18 protein-coding genes and 2 pseudogenes are annotated in these 19,736 nt (G+C 60.6%); 6 read left to right on the top strand and 14 right to left on the bottom strand.

Translation table 11 applies throughout. From position 1 onward, the window contains the following. Positions 1-192 precede the first annotated feature (192 nt). From B4968_RS07560 to meaB, 4 genes are all read right to left on the bottom strand, one after another. Entirely contained in the window at positions 193-672 is a 480-nt protein-coding gene (locus B4968_RS07560) for a copper chaperone PCu(A)C (RefSeq protein WP_083097926.1), read from the bottom strand. 54 nt (positions 673-726) lie between these two features. After that, on the bottom strand, positions 727-1,077 hold the full coding sequence (locus tag B4968_RS07565; RefSeq protein ID WP_083097928.1) for a hypothetical protein: 351 nt from the start codon (positions 1,075-1,077) through the stop codon (positions 727-729). A 112-nt stretch (positions 1,078-1,189) separates the two neighbouring features. Next, a complete protein-coding gene (gene rpmB, locus B4968_RS07570) occupies positions 1,190-1,480 on the bottom strand; it encodes a 50S ribosomal protein L28 (RefSeq protein WP_083097931.1) in 291 nt (96 codons plus the stop codon). Between the two features lie 384 nt (positions 1,481-1,864). After that, on the bottom strand, positions 1,865-2,845 hold the full coding sequence (gene meaB / locus B4968_RS07575) for a methylmalonyl Co-A mutase-associated GTPase MeaB (RefSeq protein WP_083097934.1): 981 nt from the start codon (positions 2,843-2,845) through the stop codon (positions 1,865-1,867). A 228-nt stretch (positions 2,846-3,073) separates the two neighbouring features. Between meaB and hrpB the strand changes: the two are divergent. Then, positions 3,074-5,658, top strand: a pseudogene (hrpB, locus tag B4968_RS07580) (ATP-dependent helicase HrpB). A gap of 126 nt (positions 5,659-5,784) precedes the next feature. Here the strand turns inward: hrpB and B4968_RS07585 are convergent. Then, the gene (locus B4968_RS07585; RefSeq protein WP_083098006.1) at positions 5,785-6,534 is read right to left on the bottom strand and encodes an SDR family NAD(P)-dependent oxidoreductase; all 750 of its coding nucleotides are present in this window, start codon (positions 6,532-6,534) and stop codon (positions 5,785-5,787) included. 278 nt (positions 6,535-6,812) lie between these two features. On the opposite strand from B4968_RS07585, the gene B4968_RS07590 reads away from it, so the two are divergent. After that, a complete protein-coding gene (locus tag B4968_RS07590) occupies positions 6,813-7,271 on the top strand; it encodes an NUDIX hydrolase (protein WP_083097937.1) in 459 nt (152 codons plus the stop codon). A 93-nt stretch (positions 7,272-7,364) separates the two neighbouring features. Further along, positions 7,365-8,849 carry an inorganic phosphate transporter gene (locus tag B4968_RS07595; RefSeq protein WP_083097940.1) on the top strand — a complete coding sequence of 495 codons (1,485 nt, stop codon included), beginning with the start codon at positions 7,365-7,367 and terminating at the stop codon, positions 8,847-8,849. A 20-nt stretch (positions 8,850-8,869) separates the two neighbouring features. On the opposite strand, the gene B4968_RS24175 is transcribed toward B4968_RS07595, so the two are convergent. The 5 genes from B4968_RS24175 to B4968_RS07615 all read right to left on the bottom strand — a co-directional run bounded on the left by B4968_RS24175 (position 8,870) and on the right by B4968_RS07615 (position 12,871). After that, positions 8,870-9,259, bottom strand: a complete 390-nt coding sequence (locus tag B4968_RS24175) for a ketopantoate reductase C-terminal domain-containing protein (protein WP_241525623.1) — start codon at positions 9,257-9,259, stop codon at positions 8,870-8,872. Further along, positions 9,259-9,900 carry a 2-dehydropantoate 2-reductase N-terminal domain-containing protein gene (locus B4968_RS24180; protein WP_241525625.1) on the bottom strand — a complete coding sequence of 214 codons (642 nt, stop codon included), beginning with the start codon at positions 9,898-9,900 and terminating at the stop codon, positions 9,259-9,261. Before B4968_RS24180 ends, B4968_RS24175 begins: the two co-directional genes overlap by 1 nt. Further along, the gene (locus B4968_RS07605; protein WP_241525624.1) at positions 9,788-10,546 is read right to left on the bottom strand and encodes a cysteine hydrolase family protein; all 759 of its coding nucleotides are present in this window, start codon (positions 10,544-10,546) and stop codon (positions 9,788-9,790) included. The genes B4968_RS24180 and B4968_RS07605 overlap by 113 nt, the downstream gene beginning before the upstream one ends. A gap of 129 nt (positions 10,547-10,675) precedes the next feature. Continuing rightward, positions 10,676-11,602 carry an ornithine carbamoyltransferase gene (argF, locus tag B4968_RS07610; protein ID WP_083097943.1) on the bottom strand — a complete coding sequence of 309 codons (927 nt, stop codon included), beginning with the start codon at positions 11,600-11,602 and terminating at the stop codon, positions 10,676-10,678. 93 nt (positions 11,603-11,695) lie between these two features. Next, complete coding sequence (locus B4968_RS07615; protein ID WP_083098009.1) at positions 11,696-12,871, bottom strand: aspartate aminotransferase family protein; 1,176 nt, start codon at positions 12,869-12,871, stop codon at positions 11,696-11,698. A 422-nt stretch (positions 12,872-13,293) separates the two neighbouring features. Between B4968_RS07615 and B4968_RS07620 the strand changes: the two genes are divergently transcribed. After that, positions 13,294-14,265, top strand: coding sequence for a DMT family transporter (locus B4968_RS07620; protein WP_083097945.1), 972 nt, complete (start codon positions 13,294-13,296; stop codon positions 14,263-14,265). Here the strand turns inward: B4968_RS07620 and B4968_RS07625 are convergent. After that, positions 14,255-15,097, bottom strand: a complete 843-nt coding sequence (locus B4968_RS07625) for an ABC transporter permease (RefSeq protein WP_083098010.1) — start codon at positions 15,095-15,097, stop codon at positions 14,255-14,257. The genes B4968_RS07620 and B4968_RS07625 overlap by 11 nt on opposite strands. A 160-nt stretch (positions 15,098-15,257) precedes the next feature. Between B4968_RS07625 and B4968_RS07630 the strand changes: the two genes are divergently transcribed. Beyond that, positions 15,258-15,848: a GcrA family cell cycle regulator gene (locus B4968_RS07630; RefSeq protein WP_083097947.1), complete on the top strand. Its 591-nt coding sequence runs from the start codon at positions 15,258-15,260 to the stop codon at positions 15,846-15,848. Between the two features lie 276 nt (positions 15,849-16,124). Here the strand turns inward: B4968_RS07630 and B4968_RS07635 are convergent, their stop codons facing one another. Further along, complete coding sequence (locus B4968_RS07635) at positions 16,125-16,643, bottom strand: YHS domain-containing (seleno)protein (RefSeq protein ID WP_083097949.1); 519 nt, start codon at positions 16,641-16,643, stop codon at positions 16,125-16,127. A gap of 321 nt (positions 16,644-16,964) precedes the next feature. On the opposite strand from B4968_RS07635, the gene yghU reads away from it, so the two are divergent. Next, complete coding sequence (gene yghU / locus B4968_RS07640) at positions 16,965-17,846, top strand: glutathione-dependent disulfide-bond oxidoreductase (RefSeq protein ID WP_083097952.1); 882 nt, start codon at positions 16,965-16,967, stop codon at positions 17,844-17,846. 307 nt (positions 17,847-18,153) lie between these two features. Here the strand turns inward: yghU and B4968_RS07645 are convergent, their stop codons facing one another. Then, positions 18,154-18,945: an SseB family protein gene (locus B4968_RS07645; RefSeq protein WP_083097954.1), complete on the bottom strand. Its 792-nt coding sequence runs from the start codon at positions 18,943-18,945 to the stop codon at positions 18,154-18,156. Beyond that, positions 18,942-19,524: pseudogene (locus tag B4968_RS07650) on the bottom strand (uracil-DNA glycosylase family protein). The gene B4968_RS07645 and the pseudogene B4968_RS07650 overlap by 4 nt, the downstream one beginning before the upstream one ends. Between the last annotated feature and the right edge of the window lie 212 nt (positions 19,525-19,736).

Here is a 19,736-nt window from a genome sequence, read left to right on the forward strand (position 1 = left end):
TGCCATACCTCGGATCTGCTGCAGGCCTTCTGCAGCACCCGCCGCCCTCAGCCCCTCCCACCATAGCAGTGCTTCAGGAATATCCGGGCGCAACCTAAAAAGGCCAGCCCTGCAAAGGGTCGGCCTGGGCGCGACGGAGGGCTGCAGCGCAGCCTGACACCGCGCCCTCCCCTTTCTGTATCTTCAGAGGCTTTAGTTGGAGTGCTTCATATGGCCGCCATGAGCAGGCTTGCGCTCCAGATCAACTGGGATGTCGATCATGACTTCACCGGCATTTTTGAACACCAGCGTCACAGGCACCACATCGCCATGCTTCAGCTCCTGTTTCAGCCCCATGAACATCACGTGATCGCTACCACGTTGCAACATGTGGTGGCCTCCGGCAGGAATGCTAAAGCCCTCTTCCACATGCACCATCTTCATGACGCCATCGCCAGTCTCCATATGGGTGTGCAGCTCAACCCGTTTGGAAATGTCAGAGCGCGCCTCAATCAGCTGATCATCCTCAGCGCTCATATTCATGATCTCCATGAATGCAGCACCACTGGTCGACATCTTGGCCGACACCCGGGCATATTGGTCCTGCACCATGATCTTGGCGCCATCAGCATAGGCGGCGCCAGCAAAGCTCAATGCGGCAGTCGCCGCAAACAATACGGTCTTCAGGGACATTTCTGTCTCCTCTCTTAAGTGCAGGAATATTTGATAGAGTTAGGGGAGCGGTCGTCAGCCCACAGCAGGGGGTGCCCGCGCCATTGCTTCCAGTGCCACCCAATGGGTCAGCACCGGAGCCTGCCAAACGCGGTCAAACGCTTGCCCACCATAGGGCCGCAGCGCCATAGTATCCGGAGAGGCCACAGCATCCAGCAGATGCATGACGCAGTCGGGACAAAAATGGGGCGCTGTCGTGGGCTGACCTTCGTCATCGACGTAGAGGGTCACCGGCCCATTCCCGGAGCAGATAACAATCTGCCCGCTGGCATCCCGCGCGCCCTTCACACTGGCTGAGACATGCCCCGTCAGGGCAATCATCAGGGCCAGCGTCAGAGCCAGATATATCCGCAGGAAACGTGCCATATCTCAGGATATGCCCCCGCAAGGCCGCAGCTGCAAGCGCGATATCACAAAAACGGCAAAACGCCGCGCATCACAGGGATGCACGGCGCTTCGAATTCAAATGTGATAAAGATCAGGCCTGTACGGTCTGCGCCTTGGCGATCTCTTTTTTCACTTTCAGAGCGCTTGTGGACAGCTCTTCGTCTTTGGCTTTTGCCAGGAACGCGTCCAGACCACCGCGGTGATCAACAGTGCGCAGCGCAGCAGCTGAAATCTTCAGCTTGATGCCACGACCCAGAGTCTCGGACTGCAGGGTACAATCGTTCAGGTTTGGCAGAAACCGACGACGAGTTCTGTTTTTGGCATGGCTGACATTGTTGCCAGACATCGGGCCTTTTCCGGTCAGTTCGCAGCGGCGCGACATAGGTTCATCCTTCGTATCTGCGGCAGCACCCGGAATTTTCCCGAATCAGCTGCCATATCTCAAAAGGCGTGGCCAAAGGCGACGCCCGAAAACTGGTTGGATGCGTTTAGGAGGAATCGCCCCAAGGGTCAAGTCATATGACGGGGTTTTGTGGCAGTCCCCCGGTGAAATGGCTCAACCCGTTCCAACCTGTGGTTATCGTAGGCTCTATAGGGCCTATCCAGCCCCTTGGCGAGTCTCCTCTAAGGCCGCAAGCCGCGGCCTCCAACACCTGCGCCAGCCAGCCCGACAGGCAGAAAATCAGACGCCAAAGCAGGCCAAAGCAAAACAGGCCAGATACGAACAGGTCCGACCACAACAGGCCAGATCCAAACAGGCCAGGCTTTATCCTGCGACACCCAGCCCCTTTAACATGTCCTGGGCCGCCGCCGCAGGCGACGCCTCCCCGGTGGCCACCTGATCCGAAAGCGCTTTCATCCGATCCTTTGCCCAGGACGTCTCCAGCCGGGCCAAAAGCGCCTGACGCACGTCTTGCGCAAACCAATAGCGCGCCTGCTCGGCGCGGGTTGCCTCCCAGTGCCCGTGTTCGCGACGCCAGCCCGTAAGGATTTGCATTTCCTCCCAGGCCTGCGCCAGACCCGTCTCATCGAGGGCCGAGACCATTTGCGCCTTTGGAAAGCCCTGTGGATCCTGCGGCCGCTTACGCAACAGGCGCAGCGCCCCGGAATAGTCGGCGCAGGTGCGTATGGCGGCAGATTTCAGATCGCCATCGGCCTTGTTGACCAGGATGATATCCGCCATTTCCATGATGCCGCGCTTCACTCCCTGCAGCTCATCGCCGCCAGCAGGCGCCAGCAGCAGCACAAACAGATCGGACATCTGCGCCACAACGGTTTCCGACTGGCCAACGCCCACGGTCTCTATCAGCACCACATCAAACCCCGCCGCCTCACAGAGCGCCACGGCCTCGCGGGTGCGCCGCGCCACGCCGCCCAGATTGGTCTGGCTTGGCGAGGGGCGAATAAAGGCGGCTTTCTCCCGGCTCAGATGCTCCATCCGGGTCTTGTCTCCCAGAATAGATCCCCCCGTGCGGGCCGAGCTGGGATCAACTGCCAGCACCGCCACCCGCAGCCCCTGCGCCACCAGCATCATGCCAAAGCTCTCAATAAACGTGGACTTTCCCACCCCCGGTGTCCCAGACAGGCCAATACGCAGCGCCTCGCGGCCTGATTTGGCCAGTTTGCCCAGCAATGCGGTCGCCAAAGCCCGGTGATCCTCACGGCCGCTTTCCACCAGAGTGATGGCACGCGCCAGCGCTCTGCGGTCCCCATTCAGGATCTTCTCACTCATCTCGGCAATATCCATGCCCGGCCTCCGGATCTTGTACAGGTCTTAGAAATTTCCGCCTAATTGACGCAGCAGCGCACCTTTTGTCCAGTGCGAAGCCGTCGCAGGGGGTGCAAGACACCTCCACAGGAGCTGCCGCGCCTCAGGCGTCGGCGTCTAGCTTTGTCCAAAGACATAGGGGGCCAGCGCGTTCAGCTCTGGACCTCAGCTCTGGACCCGGGCGCGCGCTTTAGCGATAAGCAAGCCATGACAAAAGCCTCCGGTCCAGACCTCCCCATCGATGATGCGCTGCCCGCCCTGCTGGCCGCCCTGCGCCAGAACAGCCGCGCTGTGTTGCAGGCCCCGCCCGGTGCCGGCAAAACCACCAAAGTGCCGCTGGCAATGCTGCAGGCCGGATTGACCGAGCAGCGTATCGTCATGCTTGAGCCCCGTCGTCTGGCGGCGCGCGCCGCAGCCGAGCGATGGCCGAAACTCTGGGCGAAGAGGTTGGCCAAACGGTCGGCTATCGCATTCGCGGTGAGGCAAAGACCAGCAAGGCCACCCGCATCGAAGTGGTGACCGAGGGCATCCTCACCCGCATGTTGCAGTTGGATCCTGACCTGCCGGGGATCGGCGCGGTGATCTTTGATGAATTTCACGAACGCTCCCTGAATGCCGATCTGGGGCTGGCCTTTTGCCTAGGTGGCAGGTGCTCTGCGCGACGATTTGATCCTGCTGGCAATGTCAGCCACGTTGGACGCAGCCCCGGTGGCTGCCTTGATGCAGGCACCGCTGATCACCTCAGAAGGGCGCAGCTATCCGGCGCAAACCCGCTGGCTGGACAGCCCCCTAAAACCTCAGGCCCGGCGGCTTGAGGCGCTGTGCGATCTGGTGGTGCAGGCTGAACGTGACAGCCGCGACACAGCGACAGGCGCGCAGACGGGCACGCAGACGGGCGCGCAGACGGGCGCACATATGGATACGCAAATGGGTGGCGGGATTCTGGTCTTTCTGCCCGGCGAGGGCGAGATCCGCAGGGCGGAGCAAAACCTGAGCAACCGACTGCCAGACGACTGCGTGATCCAGCCTCTGTTTGGCGCCCTGCCTTTTGCGGCGCAACAGGCCGCTATTCGCCCCGCGACAGCCGGGCGCAAGATTGTGCTGGCGACCTCGATCGCCGAGACCTCGCTCACCATTCAGGATATTCGCGTGGTGGTCGACATGGGACAGGCGCGCCGGGCCCGGTTTGATCCCGGCTCTGGCATGTCACGGCTGGTGACCGAAAAAGTCAGCCGCGCCGAGGCCACCCAGCGGCAGGGGCGCGCCGGTCGGGTGGCGCCCGGCACCAGCTATCGCCTCTGACCAAAGGTGAGGAAGGCGCCCTGGCGGCATTCCCACCGCCCGAGATCGCCTCGGCAGATCTCACCGGATTGGCGTTGGAACTGGCGCTTTGGGGGGCCGCGGCTGAGGACCTTGCCTTTTTGACACCGCCACCCGACGGCACAATAGCTGAAGCCCGCAAGCTGTTGCAGATGCTCGGCGCACTGGACGGGCAGCACCGGATGACCTCTCATGGCAAGGCGCTGGCCAGATTACCGCTGCATCCCCGGCTGGGACATATGCTGCTGCAGGCCGGACCAGAGGCGGCCGAACTGGCTGCTCTTATGGGCGAACGGGACCCGCTGCGCGCGGCCCCCGCGGATCTGGGATTGCGGCTGGAGGCCCTGAAAGACCCCAAGGGATTTCAACGCAAACGCCCCTATCAGCTCTCCTATCCTGTGGTAGAACGCATCCGCCAGGAGACACGGCGGCTGCAAAAGCAACGCAGCACAGGCAAAAAAGCCATAGGCCAATTTTCCACAGGCCAATTTTCCAAGGGCCAGACTGGAACGGACCAGACAGCCCTGTCGCCGGCCGCTATGGCCGCCCTCGCCTATCCTGACCGGGTCGGACAACGGCGCAAGGGGGATCAGCCGCGCTATGTGCTGTCGGGTGGCAAAGGCGTGCAGCTTGATCCCGGCGACACCCTCGCCGCCGCCCCTTTCATCGTGGCGCTCGACACCGATGGCAACCCGCGCGAAGCCCGCGTGCGCATGGCCGCCCAAATCACCCTGAGCGAAATTCACGACCTGTTTGGCGACCAGATCAGCTGGCAGGACCATTGCCACGGGCCCAAACGCGCCCGCCGGGTCGAGGCCCGCCAGCAACAACGCTTTGGCGCGCTCACGCTGGATGACCGGCTGTGGAAAGACGTTCCTGCCGACAAGGTGGCCGAGGCCATGCTGGACGGGGTGCGCGATCTCGGGCTGCGGATTACCGGCGCGGCGGCAAGGCTTGCGGCGCGGGTCGAGCTGCTGCGCGCCGATGGTCACGACCTGCCCGATTTCTCAAATGAGGGCTTGCTGGCGCGGCTTGACGACTGGTTGCTGCCGATGCTGGGCGGCGTAAAATCCGCCGCTGCCTGGAAACAGTTCGACCTGCTCCCGGCCCTGCGTGCCGCGCTTGACTGGCAGCAAACCCAGCTGCTGGACCGCGAGGCCCCCGGCAGTTTCACCACCCCCCTGGGGCGTAAGATCCCAATCACCTACAGCGACGAGGCTCCCGAAATTTCGGTCCGCCTGCAAGAGCTCTTTGGCGTTAGCCGTCACCCCACCGTCGGCGGCGTACCTCTAAAGATCACCCTGCTGTCGCCAGCCCAGCGCCCCATTCAAATCACCCGCGACCTACCAGGGTTCTGGACCGGCTCCTACTCTGATGTGCGCAAAGATATGCGGGCGCAATATCCCCGCCACCCCTGGCCCGAGGATCCCACGCAAGAAGACCCCACTTTGCGGGCAAAACGACGCAAATAGCGCCACCGCCGCGCGCCAGTTTACTGGCGCGCGGCTGGGCCCAACGGCGGGCGGCGTATCTGTGATGCGCCAGTTTGATCCGCCAGTCCGCGGGCGGGAGCCCCTCCCCTCCTGTTTTTGTGACTCTTACTCCCGCAGCGCAGGCAGGCCGATGCCAGTGGCCTCAAAGCCGCCATCCGCCGCCAGGATCTGCCCGGTCACAAAACTCGCCTTGTCTGACAGCAAAAAGATAATGGCTGCCGCGATCTCTGCTTCCTTGCCATAGCGATTGAGCGGCAGGGCATCGTGATATGCGGCAATGATTTCCGGGCTGTGCACGGCCATAGCCAGCTTCGTTGCAACCGGCCCCGGCGCCACAGCATTGACCCGAATGCCCAGCTCACCCAATTCCACCGCCTGCTGCAGCGTCAACTGCGCCAGCGCCGCCTTGGAGGTGCCATAGGCCACCCGCAGCGTGCTGGCCCGCAGACCCGAGATTGAGGTGATATTCACCACCGCACCGCCGCCCTCGGCCGACAACAGGTCACTAAAAGCCTGGGTCATCAGAAACGGCCCATCCAGATTGGTCTCCATCACCCGGCGCCAACGCTCAAATGTGGTTTCCCGGATCGGGCCAAAATCTGCGACACCGGCGTTGTTGACCAGCCCATCCAGCCGGCCAAAGCGCGCTGTCACCTCGGACACAGCCCGCGCCACATCCTCGGGCTTTGAAACATCCCCATCGGCCACAAGGGCCTGCGGCAACTGCTTCGCCGCTTGCGCCAGCTCGGCGCTGTCTCGATCCAAAAGCGCCACCTGCCAGCCCTCTGCCGTAAGCCCCTGCGCCGTGGCCAGGCCAATTCCGCGCGCCGCGCCGGTAATCAATGCTGTTTTCATAAACCGCCCCATCAGAAATTTGAGCAACATCTCAGACATCCTGGCCCCGGAAAGTCAATAAAGCTGCAGTGTCAGAAAAGGCGCTGAAAAAGATCTGTCTTGTTCTACGCCTTGATCCATGCCGCGCATTTTCCACACAACCTCTGGGCTAAAAGATCTAAACAGGTTGTACTTTATCCACAGCACCCCTATTTTACAGGGACTTCAATAAGATCAAGCCTCGCGACAGCAGCAAAGCAAGCGCGATATGGCCAAAAAACAATAATAGGCAGTTCAAAATGAGCAACTTTTTTACCCGGGCTTGGGAAGGAATGATCAAGCCCATTCTCTTCCGTCCCAAACGGGTTCAGGTGGCTGCTCTGTGCTATCGAACAACCACGGGTAAAAAAGAAGTTCTGATGATTACAAGTCGCGGCACCGGGCGCTGGATCCTGCCCAAGGGCTGGCCAATCAAAGGCAAAGATGGTGGTGAATCTGCCCTTCAGGAAGCCTGGGAAGAGGCAGGCGTGCAAAACGGTCGTGTCCAGGCCGACCCCATTGGCGCCTTCAGCTATGAAAAAGAGTTGAAGACCGGCCTGCCGATCCCGGTTCAGACCTTTGTCTATACCGTGGGCGACGTCGAACTGTCAGATACCTATCCCGAGGCACATCAGCGGCAACGCAAATGGTTCGCCACGCAAGAGGCCGCAAATCTGGTAAGGGAACCTGAGCTGCAGGATATTCTGCGTCAATTGTGACACTCAAGCGACATTTTTGTAACAGCCCAGCTTGTCTCTTCAGACATGCTCCCTTAGTGCGTCCTCAAACTTCCTGCCAGAGGGACACCTATCGTGAGCACCCCCCCAAACGACGCCAACCACCGCGAAACGCTTGACCGAGATCTGCACCGGTTTTCGCACCTCGAATCCGCGACCCAGTATGTCGCCCGCCCGATGGTCGCCCCCGGGATCGCGCTGATATTCATGGTCATGGCAGGTCTCGCGGCCGCTATGATCTTTGGCGGCAGCCAGACCAATATGATTGTGGTCGCCGCTGCGGTCTTTGGCGCCTATATGGCGATCAATATCGGCGCCAATGATGTGGCAAACAACATGGGGCCAGCCGTGGGCGCCAATGCTCTCACCATGGGCGGCGCCATCGTCATCGCGGCAGTTTTTGAGAGCGCAGGCGCTCTGCTGGCCGGGGGCGATGTTGTGTCCACGATCGCCAAGGGCATTATTGCCCCGCAGGTGGTGGCCACATCAGAAGTCTTCATCTGGGCCATGATGGCCGCGCTGATCTCTTCGGCGCTTTGGGTCAACCTTGCCACCTGGGTCGGAGCACCGGTCTCGACCACCCATTCGGTTGTTGGGGGTGTTATGGGGGCTGGTATTGCCGCTGCCGGCTTTGCTGCCGTCAACTGGGCCACCATGAGCAAGATCGCCGCCAGCTGGGTGATCTCGCCGGTTTTGGGCGGCGTCGTCGCCGCGCTGTTCCTGGCCCTGATCAAAGCAAAGATCATCTACCAGGAAGACAAAATCGCCGCCGCCCGCCGTTGGGTGCCGGTCCTGGTCGGCATCATGGCAGGCGCCTTTGCCGCCTATCTGGCCCTCAAAGGTCTGAAGCGTATCATCAAGATTGACCTGCAGACCGCGCTTTTGATTGGCGCCATGATTGGCGCGCTGGCCTATGTCATCACCGCACCGCTGATACGACGCCAATCTGAGGGCATGGAAAACCGCAACAAATCCCTGAAGGTGCTGTTCCGTATTCCGCTGGTGATTTCCGCCGCCCTGCTGTCCTTTGCCCATGGCGCCAATGATGTGGCCAATGCGGTTGGGCCTCTTGCCGCCATCGTACATGCCTCTGAGTTTGGCGATTTTGCCTCCAAGGTGGCCATCCCGACCTGGGTCATGGTGATCGGTGCCTTTGGCATCTCGTTTGGTCTGTTCCTGTTTGGGCCAAAGCTGATCCGCATGGTTGGCAGCCAGATCACCAAGCTGAACCCGATGCGCGCCTATTGTGTTTCGCTCTCGGCTGCGATTACCGTCATTGTCGCCAGCTGGCTGGGCCTGCCTGTCTCTTCGACCCATATCGCAGTGGGGGCAGTCTTTGGCGTTGGATTTTTCCGCGAATGGCATCACGAACGCCAGCTGCTTAAATCTGCCGTCAACCGCCCTGCGGAACTGCGCATTGCGCCCGAAGAGCGCCGCCGCCGCAAGCTGGTGCGCCGCAGCCATTTCATGACCATTGCCGCAGCCTGGGTGATTACTGTGCCCGCCGCAGCACTGCTGTCCGGCTGCATCTATCTGCTGCTGGCCACCTTCACCCACTAAGGCGCGACAGCAGAAAACTGCTAGATCTGGCCGGGCTGCATCTTTGGCAGCCCGGCCTTTTTCATCTCGGCCTGCCGGATCAGTTGCATCACCACGTCACAGATCGGTGTGGCGACACCATGCGCCTGCCCCAGGCGTTGAATTTCGCCCTGCAGCGCATCCACCTCGGTTATCCGCCCCTGTATCAGATCCTGCGCCATTGAGCTGCGCGCAGAGGGGTCAATTGTCAGCATCTGGGCCGCGATGCGGCTAAACGCCCAGGTCGGCAGGCGCAGAATATACGGGCTCATCCAAACCGGGAGTGGTGTGGTTGAGACCGGCCGCAGCCCTGCCGCCTGCATGACCCGGATCGCTTCGGCCATCTGGTCAGCCATCAGACGCCGCCACTGGCGGTTTTGCAGCTGCGTCATCAGGGCACCCCAGACAGCGCGTTCAGAGCATTATTTAGATTGATCAACAGCTTGCCCCATTGCACCCCAGAAATATCAGCGCTTTCCACCACCGCAAGGCCCGGCACCGACAGGCGGCGCCCCCAATGTCCTGGCCCTGCGGCAATCACGATGTTCCCTGAAGAGGCCCGGTGAAATACAGGCTGAGCAACAGCAGGGCTTTGATCCCCGGAAGGACTGCTTTCTTGACCTTCCATCTGTTTTGACAGCGGCGCAGGCATCTCAGGCGTCACCACATTAAAAGGCACCATTGCCGCACGCACATCCCGCCCCGGCAACATCTGCTGCAGCAAGGTGGCATTGCCCATGCCATTTTGAAAGCTGAACACCGGCGAGTAGGGCGGGGCATGCAAGGCAATCTGCTGCCCCATCGCCGCAGTGGCGCTTGTTTTCACCGCGACAATCACCAAATCTGCACCCGCAAGCACGCTGGGGTCTTCGCTGCACTGCACATGCCCCGCGCTCACCGCTTTTTTCAGACCGGAAAAATCAGTCACCGCCAGGCCCGCCTGCGCGATGGGGTCCAACACCCGCCTGCGCCCCAGCAAGGTCACAGGGTAGCCCGCAGCAGCCCAGAGCCCACCACAGAAGCATCCGATCAGCCCGGCGCCGGCAATCACGATATGTGGTGGCTTGACCCCGCTCATGCTGGCACAGTAAGCCGCTCCAGCACCTGTGCTGTTGGCAAACCCGTCCCAAACCCCGCCTGCAGCGCCGAAAGCGCACCTCCAGCACCACCTCGGCGTCGAGATCACCGCCCTTGCGGGCCGGCAGGGCAAAAGCAATCAGCGCATCCTCGACCACCTCAATCTGAAACCCGAGGTTGGCGGCCGACCGCGCGGTCGAGTTAACGCAAAATGCTGCGACACCGCCCACGATCACCAGCTTGCTGATGCCCCGCGCCCGCAGCGCCTCTGCCAGACCGGTGCCGACAAATCCAGAAGAACCCGTCTTCCAGAACACAGGCTCGCTGCTTAAAGGCTGCGCGCAGGGCATGGGCTGACCCGAGGCCAGATCGCGGCGAAACTTGCTTTGGGGACGTGGGTCATCATGCATCACATGCACAACCGGAAGGTCAGCGGCGCGAAAGCCGGCCAGCAATTGCGCGATGTTTTGCTCAACGCTCGGGTTGGCACGCGGGTTGGCGCGCGGCAGGCCAGCTGCCGTAGCATTTGCCATCTCCATCTGCATATCAACGACCAAAAGGGCCCAGCTCTGCCCCATCTGCTGATCCCGGTGCCGTTCCATGATAAAACCCCCGCGCTAGTTGAATAACGCGAGGGTTGCAGAAGTTTTTCAAATTGGCCAGTCCTCAAATTGGCCAGTCCCAGGGTCGGCCAGTCCCAAGAGCGGCCTTACGCCATGAACTGAGGTATCTCAGACGCCAAGGCACCAGCGCATGATGGCTTTTTGCGCATGCAGGCGGTTCTCGGGCTCGCCGAAGATCACCGATTGCGGCCCATCCATCACCGAAGAGGTCACCTCTTCTTGGCGGTGGGCCGGCAGGCAATGCATGAACAACGCATCCGGTTTGGCATGGGACATCAGCTCATCATTGACCTGATAGGGCCGCAGCATGTTGTGACGCCGCTCTTTCGAGGACTGGCTGTCATGCATGCTGACCCAGGTGTCCGCCACAATGAGATCGGCGCCCTCAACCGCCTTGAACGCGTCGCGCTCGATCACCACCTTTGAGCCCGCCTTACGCGCGAGGCCGACAAATTCCTCTTCCGGGTCCAGCTGCGCCGGGCCGGTAAAGGTGAGATCAAAGCCAAACTGCGCCGCCGCGTGCAAAAATGAGGCGCAGACGTTGTTGCCGTCGCCAGCCCAGACCACCTTTTTGCCCTTGATCGAGCCGCGATGCTCTTCATAGGTCTGGATATCGGCCATGATCTGGCAGGGGTGCGCGCGGTCGGTGAGGCCATTGATCACCGGCACCGAGGCATATTCAGACATCTCTGTGAGCACCGCCTCATCAAAGGTCCGGATCATGATCAGATCCACATAGCGCGACATCACCCGCGCCGTGTCGGCGATGGTCTCGCCGTGCCCCAGCTGCATGTCTTTGCCCGAGAGCACCATGCTCTGGCCGCCCATCTGACGCACGCCGACATCAAAGGAGATGCGGGTCCGGGTTGAGGGTTTTTCAAAGATCAGGGCAACCATCTGGCCCGCCAGCGGCTGCTCATCGTCCGGCATCCCCTTGGGGCGGCCCTGACGGGCCTGTTTCATCGCCTTGGCCTGATCAAGGATGCCATGCAGGTCTTTTGAACTGGTGGTGTGAATATCAAGAAAGTGGTTCATATCTTATCGCTTTTCATTTCTGCCCCGGGGCAGAAGCCCCAACTGGGAAAATAGGTTTAAGGCCCTCAGTTTGGCGTTCTCAGTTTGGCGCTTTCAGGCGGTCTCAACTTGGGTGGCGGCCTTGTCCAGACGGGTAAAGGCCTCGGCAATCTCATCGTCGCTCAGCGTAAGACGCGGCAAAAGGCGGATAACATTGTCAGCGGCCGGCACGGTGATGACCTCGCTGTCATAGCCCGCCTGCACCACGTCCATATTCACAGCCTTACATTTCAGCCCCAGCATAAGACCCGTGCCGCGCACCTCTTCAACCACCTCGGAATGCGCTGCGACCAATCCTTCGAGCTTTTGCCGCAACAGCCCCGCCTTGCGGTTTACATCCTCGAGAAAACCGGGCGCCATGACTGTTTCGACCACCGCACAGCCACCAGCACAGCCCAGCGGGTTGCCGCCATAGGTCGACCCATGGGTGCCCGCCGTCATGCCAGAGGCCGCCTCTTCGGTCGCCAGCACCGCCCCCAGTGGAAAGCCGCCGCCAATGCCCTTTGCCACCATCATGATGTCCGGGGTGATCCCGGCCCATTCATGGGCAAAAAACCTGCCGGTCCGGCCGACACCACATTGCACCTCATCAAGGATCAGCAAGATACCCGCGTCATCGCAGATCTGGCGCAGCGCCTTCATTTCCGCATCCGGCACCGGGCGAATGCCGCCCTCGCCCTGTACCGGCTCAATCAGCACCGCGGCAGTTTGCGCGCTGATCGCATTGGTCAGCCCGTCCATGTCACCAAAGGTCAGATGTACAAAGCCCGGCAACAGCGGCCCAAAGCCCTTGACCATCTTCTCGGTGCCCGCAGCCGCAATCCCGGCGGATGAGCGGCCATGGAATGAGCCATCAAAGGTGATGATCTCCACCCGCTCGGGCTGGTTTTTTTCATAAAAATACTTGCGCGCCATCTTGACCGCCAGCTCGCAGGCCTCGGTGCCCGAGTTGGTGAAAAACACCGTGTCGGCAAAGCTATGTTCAACCAGAAGATCCGCCAGTTTTTCCTGCTGCGGGATTTTGTAGAGGTTGGAGACATGCCAGAGGCTCTGCGCCGGGGTTGTCAGCACCTCAACCAGTTTCGGGTTGGCATGGCCCAGCGCATTGACCGCAATGCCCGAGCCAAGATCAAGAAATCGGCGTCCGTCCGCCTCAAACAGCCAGGAACCTTCGCCTTTTACGAACTCCAGCGGAGCACGATTATAGGTGGGCAATACGGACGCGATCATCAGGATCATCCTTTTTCACAAGTTGAGGCCAAAGCAGTGCATGAGCCAGGCCAAAGGGTCAATAATGAGAGAGTGGTTTTGTGCCACTGGGCTAAAAAACGCAGCAGGCAACAGATCGAAGTGCCGAATTACGCCAAACGGCGTCGGCGTCGAAGCAAAAGGGTATGCGTGGCTTTGATCATAACTTGGTTCCATAACGGAGCTTTTGCGGGAAAGAAAGCCCTTTCGAAACCACAACCGGACATTTTGCCAGTACAACTCACCAGTACAAATCACCAGTACAACTCACCAGTACAACTCACCAGTGCAAAGCCCGTTGATGCCCCCAGTCCCCCCAGCCTCCCCCAGTCCGCCAGTGCCCGAAATCGAGCGCGATACAAAAGGCCTTGCAAAGGCGCGGCAACCAGCGCACCCCTTGCCACATGCATAGCGCGACACCCCAAAACCCGGCTCTGGCGGCCACACTGATCACCCTCGCTTCGGTTTTTATCGCGGCGACCACCCTGCTGGCCAAGGCCCTGGGCACAGAGACGCTCGGCCCGGCGCTGCATCCGATGCAGATCAGTCATGGCCGCTTTCTCTTTGCTTTTATGGCGATCTCGGCCGCAGTTGTGAGCTTGCGGTTCAGGTTGCAGCGCCCGTTGTGGCGGCTTCATATTGGGCGCACCAGCTGCGGCTGGCTGGGCATTACGCTGATGTTTGCCTCGGTGGCCCATATTCCGCTGGCCGACGCCACCGCGATCGCCTTTTTGAACCCGGTCTTTGCCATGGCGCTGGCGATCCCGCTGCTGGGTGAGCGTGTCGGCCGGTGGCGCTGGAGTGCGGCCGGGATCGCTCTGCTTGGTGCCATGGTCCTGTTGCGTCCAACACCCGCGAGCTTTCAGCCCGCGGCTCTTTTGGCGCTCAGTGCGGCGGCAGTGATGGGATTGGAGCTGATCTTTATCAAAAAGCTCGCAGGCCGCGAGCGGCCGCTGCAGGTTTTATGGTTCAACAATGCGCTGGGAATGGCCATTGCCAGCCTGGCCTTGCTGCCTGTCTGGCAAAGCCCGAATTTTGAGCAATGGTGCGCGCTTGCGGCCCTGGGCGTGCTGATGGCCTGCGCACAGGCTTGTTTTGTCAACGGTATGGCGCGGGCTGATGCGTCTTTTGTCGCCCCTTTCAGCTATGCCACGCTGATATTTGCCACGCTCTATGACTTTCTTGGCTTTGGCGTGACCCCCGATCTGGTGACCCTGACCGGGGCTGGCATTATCCTCTCAGGCGCCGCAGTGCTGGCCTGGCGCGAGGGCCGCCAAAAACCTGTGCTGCCTACGGATCCCGTGCCTGTTGACCCAGAGCCCGTTGACCCAGAGCCCGTTGACCCAGGGCCTGTGCACCCAAGGCCTATGCCTTGAGCCGATAGCCGCTGCGCAGCATGGACCAGGCCAGCAGACAGATGCCAAAGCTGGCAGCAGAGCAGATCAACATGCCTGTCAGTGGCGCGCCGTCTGAGGTGCCAATCATGCCATAGCGCAGCCCGTCAATCAGATAAAACACCGGGTTGAACTGCGACAGCATACGCAGAACCGGCGGCAGTGCCTCAACCGAATAAAAGGTGCCGGACAAAAAGGCCAAAGGAGTCACAATAAAATTGGTGATCGCCGCCATCTGGTCGAATTTCTCGGCAAAGACACCCGCGACGATGCCCAGCCCGCCCAGGAACAACGCCCCCTGCACCACAAACCCCAACGCGACCAGCGGATGCGCCGGAATAATCTGCAAGAACAGCGCCAGCCCCAGACTGATGCCAAGGGCCACCACCGTGCCCCGCACCACAGCGCCTGCAAGATAGCCCAGCAGGATCTCCAGGCCAGACAAGGGCGGCATCAGGGTGTCGACAATATTGCCCTGCACCTTGGATATCCCGATCGAGGACGAGGTATTGGCAAAGGCATTCTGGATCACCGCCATCATCATGATGCCCGGCGCCAGAAAATGCAAAAACGGAACCCCCATGACATCGCCGCGCTTTGGGCCAATGGCGAGATTGAAAATCATCAAAAACAACGCCGCCGTCACCAGGGGCGCCAACAATGTCTGGGTCCAGACCACCCAGAACCGGGTGATTTCACGCCCTGCCAATGTTTGCAGCCCCAACCAATTCACCCGGCCAAACCGGCGCTCGCCAAGGGCTATCTGGTAGCCTGCCTGAGGGTCTAGAGGGCGATTTGACTGATGTTCTGGCATGGTTTCACCGCAATTGTTGTGTTTTCCCTGCATAGCGGCTGGGTTCTGAGGCGCAAGATGCCTTGTAACTCGCTCGCCAGTGATTAAGATAGGCACGGAATACGGAACACGATGGCGGCCGCAGGATTCTGGGGCCGCTATTAGCTTGGAAAGGCAACAGATGTCCTGGACAGACGATCGCGTCGAATTGCTCAAGAAGATGTGGGGCGAAGGTCAGTCGGCCAGCCAGATCGCCAAAGAACTGGGCGGGGTGACCCGCAATGCTGTGATTGGCAAGGTGCATCGCCTCGGCCTCTCCAATCGCACGACGACAGGTGCCAAGGCAGCCGCCGAGCCAAAGGAAAAGCCCGCAGCAGCCGCTAAACCTGCACCAAAGCCCAAACCGCAGCCCAAGACCGGGCCTGCGCGCCCGGTCACGCCGCCCCCTGCCGCCGCGACAGGCTCAGAGGCACGCCCTCTGGTGCCGATCCGCAAGCAGATCATCCCGGCAGGCCAGCCGCTGCCGCCGCAGCCCTCGGCCAACGAGATCAGCCCCGAGGCCCTCGCCAAGGTCAACGAGATCGAAAAGAAAGCAAAGCGGCTTTCTCTGATGGAATTGACCGAGCGGACCTGCAAATGGCCCGTGGGTGATCCTGCCACCGAGGATTTCTGGTTTTGTGGCTTGCCTGTGCAGCAGGGCAAACCCTATTGCGAAGCCCATGTGGGCGTTGCATTCCAACCCATGAGCGCGCGCCGCGACCGCAAACGCTAGCACGCCCCCGCATATTTCTTTTCAGAACAAAGCCCCGCCCAATCATGGTGCGGGGCTTTTTCTTTTTGCGCCTTGGCCGCGTGCTGGGCGCTGGTCGGCTCTGGTGGACAGCGAACCACGCCGCCTCACCGGCTCAACAGGTCAACCGCGCAACAGGCCACTGCCTCGACTGGCCACCAGTGCTACAGGTACTGGGGCCAGTGAACTGGCCTGTATGAGGCTGCAGAGCAACGTCGTTCTGGGCAGAGCCGAGCCCCTGTTGAGATCAGATTGCTCTCAGCCCTTGTCGGGGGCGCTGGAGGTATAATTTGGAATTGGCCTCCCTGATGCCTCATTAGGCTCGATCCCGGGCCAGTTGCCTTCAGCCAGATTGATGTTGCCCGGAATGTCCTCTTCCCAGAACCCCACCACGTTTTTGGTAATGTTCAGATAGAGCTTATTGTCGACGATGCGCCAGAGATTCGGATTTCCCGGCACCTTGCCGCCCTTGGACACGCCATAGGCGCAGTGACCATCGTATTGCGGTGCAAAATGCGCGGGGTTCTCCAGAAATTTGGCCCGGTTCGCCTCGGTCGCAAAGGCAAATTTGGCGCCATTATACTCAGCCGTAATATCAGCGCGCCCCGGAACAGCCGCCGCCTGAACCCCACCTACGGGTGCCTGATCAAGGCCACGGTAAGCCACAACATCAAACCCGGACACCGCATAGCCCGTGGCATCGACGAATTGCTCACCCGCAAAGGCAGGCAGGCCAAAACTCAGGGCGGCAAGGGTGGCAAATGCAAAACGCTTCATATCTGTTTCTCTCCTTAAGGTCCAAAAGCGCATCACGGCGCCCCCGAATTGTGATCAGCAAATAGGACCAGCAAAACCATCCCATGTCGGGGGTATGGCCAGCTGTGAGAAAGAGACTATGGCCTAGAGCGGCGCCATGAAACCGGGCTCACGTCACTGTGTTTGCGAGGGCTCTTTTTGTGATCGCGCAAAAATTTTACCCTCTCAGACCTTCCAGTCATTGGAATTTTGAGCAAGACTTATATCTCAGTGAGCACAGAGCGGCGACGCTGCATGTCGCGCGCAAAACCAAGCACTAGCAAAAGACAGGGTTCTTACCAAATGAGTGATACAACCTATACCCCGCCAGAGGTCTGGACCTGGGATTCGCAAAGCGGCGGCAAATTCGCCTCGATCAACCGTCCCATTGCCGGCGCCACCCATGACAAAGAGCTGCCTGTTGGTAAGCACCCCTACCAGCTCTACTCGCTGGCCACCCCCAACGGGGTCAAGGTCACCGTGATGCTGGAAGAGCTTCTCGCCGCGGGCCACAGTGGCGCCGAGTATGACGCCTGGCTGATCAATATCGGTGAAGGCCACCAGTTCGGCTCTGATTTTGTTGCCATCAACCCCAACTCAAAGATCCCCGCCCTGCATGACCTCAGCGGAGACACACCTTTGCGGGTGTTTGAATCCGGCTCCATGCTGGTGCATCTCGCCGAGAAATTTGGCGCGTTCCTGCCCTCCGAGGGCCCGGCCCGTACCGAAGTGATGAACTGGCTGTTCTGGCAAATGGGCAGTGCGCCCTACCTGGGTGGCGGCTTTGGTCACTTCTACGCCTATGCCCCCGAAAAGTGGCAGTATCCCATTGATCGCTTTGCGATGGAAACCAAACGGCAGCTGGACGTGCTGGACCGGCAACTGGCAGAAAACCGCTTTATCGCCGGTGACGACTACAGCATTGCCGATATCGCGATCTGGCCCTGGTATGGCCAGCTGGTGCTTGGACGGCTCTATGAAGCTGCCAAATTCCTCGATGTTGCCTCCTATGAACACGTCATGCGTTGGGCCAAAGAGGTTGATGCCCGCCCCGCCGTAAGCCGCGGCCGCATGGTGAACCGCGCCTTTGGCGAGCCGCACACTCAGCTGCGCGAGCGCCATGATGCCAAGGACTTTGACACCCAGACGCAGGACAAACTGGACGCCGCATCAGAGACCAGCTGATCCACACACGCGCGCCTGTGCGGAGACAAAACCTGTTCCGGCACATGCCGGGGCAGGATGCGGCCTCAGGACGGGACTGCAAGAGACCACCGCAAGACACCACCTCAGGACAACCGGACTTGAGGGACCGCCAGCGGTCTTTCCCACGACACGCCAAAAACTCCCCCAGACAGATCAGTCCCCTCGCCCATTGCCCCGGTGCAAATTGCCCACGCCACGCAGCGCGTGGCGCCATGCCCAACGGGAAGAGCCCTGTTAGGGGCGATGACGGGCGGGAGCGCTCCGCTGTCTCAGGTCAGAACGGTGGTTATTTCAGGATGGGAGGGCTCTCAGGATCCCCACCCGGAATGCGGGGCTGATAGATCTTTGGCTCGTCTGGCTGCGGCAGATCAAACCGCAGCCCCACCCGCGCCAAACGGGCTGACATGGGATCAGAGGCCGCAAAGAACCCCACATCCAGCGCCCCAGCCTCGATGCCCGAAAAGGTCAGCGCTTCACCAACCGCCTTGGCCAGGGCTCCTTCGGCCTCAGGCCTTGCCTCGACAAACCCCAAAAGATGCCCCTGCCCGCCGCCCTGATAGCGCAGCGATACCAGATAGGCCGAGGCAGCCAGCCCGGCCGCCGTTGCCAGTTTGCTGTCCAGTGCCGTCAGCAAGACCTCTGGCAACCCGGCGGGCGGCAACAGCTCTTCGATTGCGGCCTCCACCTGGTCCGGCGCATTCTGCAAGGTCTCATGCAGCCAGCCCACCGCCTCTGCCGCCAAAAGCGTCGAGGAGGGCGCCACCTCAAGATTGCCCCCCAGTCCAATCTGCTGCCCTGCAAGCATGTCGACAATGCCGCGCCCGGCAAGCCCGGCATAGGGGACAGCGCGGCCCGCAAACTGCGCCAGCCGCTCTTCGCGGTCAAACACCAGCACAAACCGCCCCTCGGGTGTCTCAAACAGCTCGGGCGAGATGCGATCGCCCTCAGGCTCGCAGCTTAGCATCATGAATAATTCACTATCGGCCAGGCGTTCGTAAAACCGCAGGCGCGCGCCATCGTCTTCTGGTGCGGACTGCATCGTCGCATGCGCCTGATCCAGTGGGGTTGTCTCGCTCATCTCATCAGCTCCTTTACCCGCCCCCGCAACACTGGCAGCAGCTCAGCCTCAAACCAGGGGTTTTGTTTCAACCACCCGGTATTGCGCCAGGACGGATGTGGCAAGGGAAAGACGCGTGGCGCATGTTCCCGCCAGGCTGCAACTCTCTGAGTGACCGGCGCCCTGCCACCCAGATGATACCCCTGCGCATACCCCCCAACCAAAACCGTCAGTTCGATCTCTGGCAGGCTTTGCAGCACCCGGTCGCGCCAGGTCCCGGCACAGATCGCAGGGGGGGGGAAGGTCTGATTTTTTGGCACTGTAGCCCGGAAAGCAAAAGGCCAGGGGCACAATCGCCAGCCTGCTCTGATCATAGAACTGCGCCTCATTGAGGCCCAGCCAGTGACGCAACCGATCCCCCGACGGATCCGTAAAGGGCCTGCCACTGTTGTGCACCCGCAGGCCCGGCGCCTGCCCTGCAATCAGGATCCGCGCCTGTGGCGCAAACCAGGCCACCGGTCGCGGCTGATGCGCGCTCTGCGTCGCAGCAAAGCGGTCTGCACAGATCCTGCAGGCCCGGATTTCATCGCTAAGTGTCACGCCGACCCTACCCTCCTTGCCTCTCTTGTCAGCTCTGAAGCTGCCTTTTGCTGCAACAGGCCCGTTGCAAAGCCGCCCCCATTGTTTCCAGTTTAAAAACAGTTACAAAGGACACCGTGTAATCGTTTCCACCCATAATGGTTAATCAATCCTTGAGATTTTGTGTCACCATTCGACATAATAATGCCAAAATCAGAGCCCATACCCTTAAC

Origin of the sequence: Pseudophaeobacter leonis (assembly GCF_002087335.1) — a bacterium.
GTDB lineage: Bacteria > Pseudomonadota > Alphaproteobacteria > Rhodobacterales > Rhodobacteraceae > Pseudophaeobacter > Pseudophaeobacter leonis.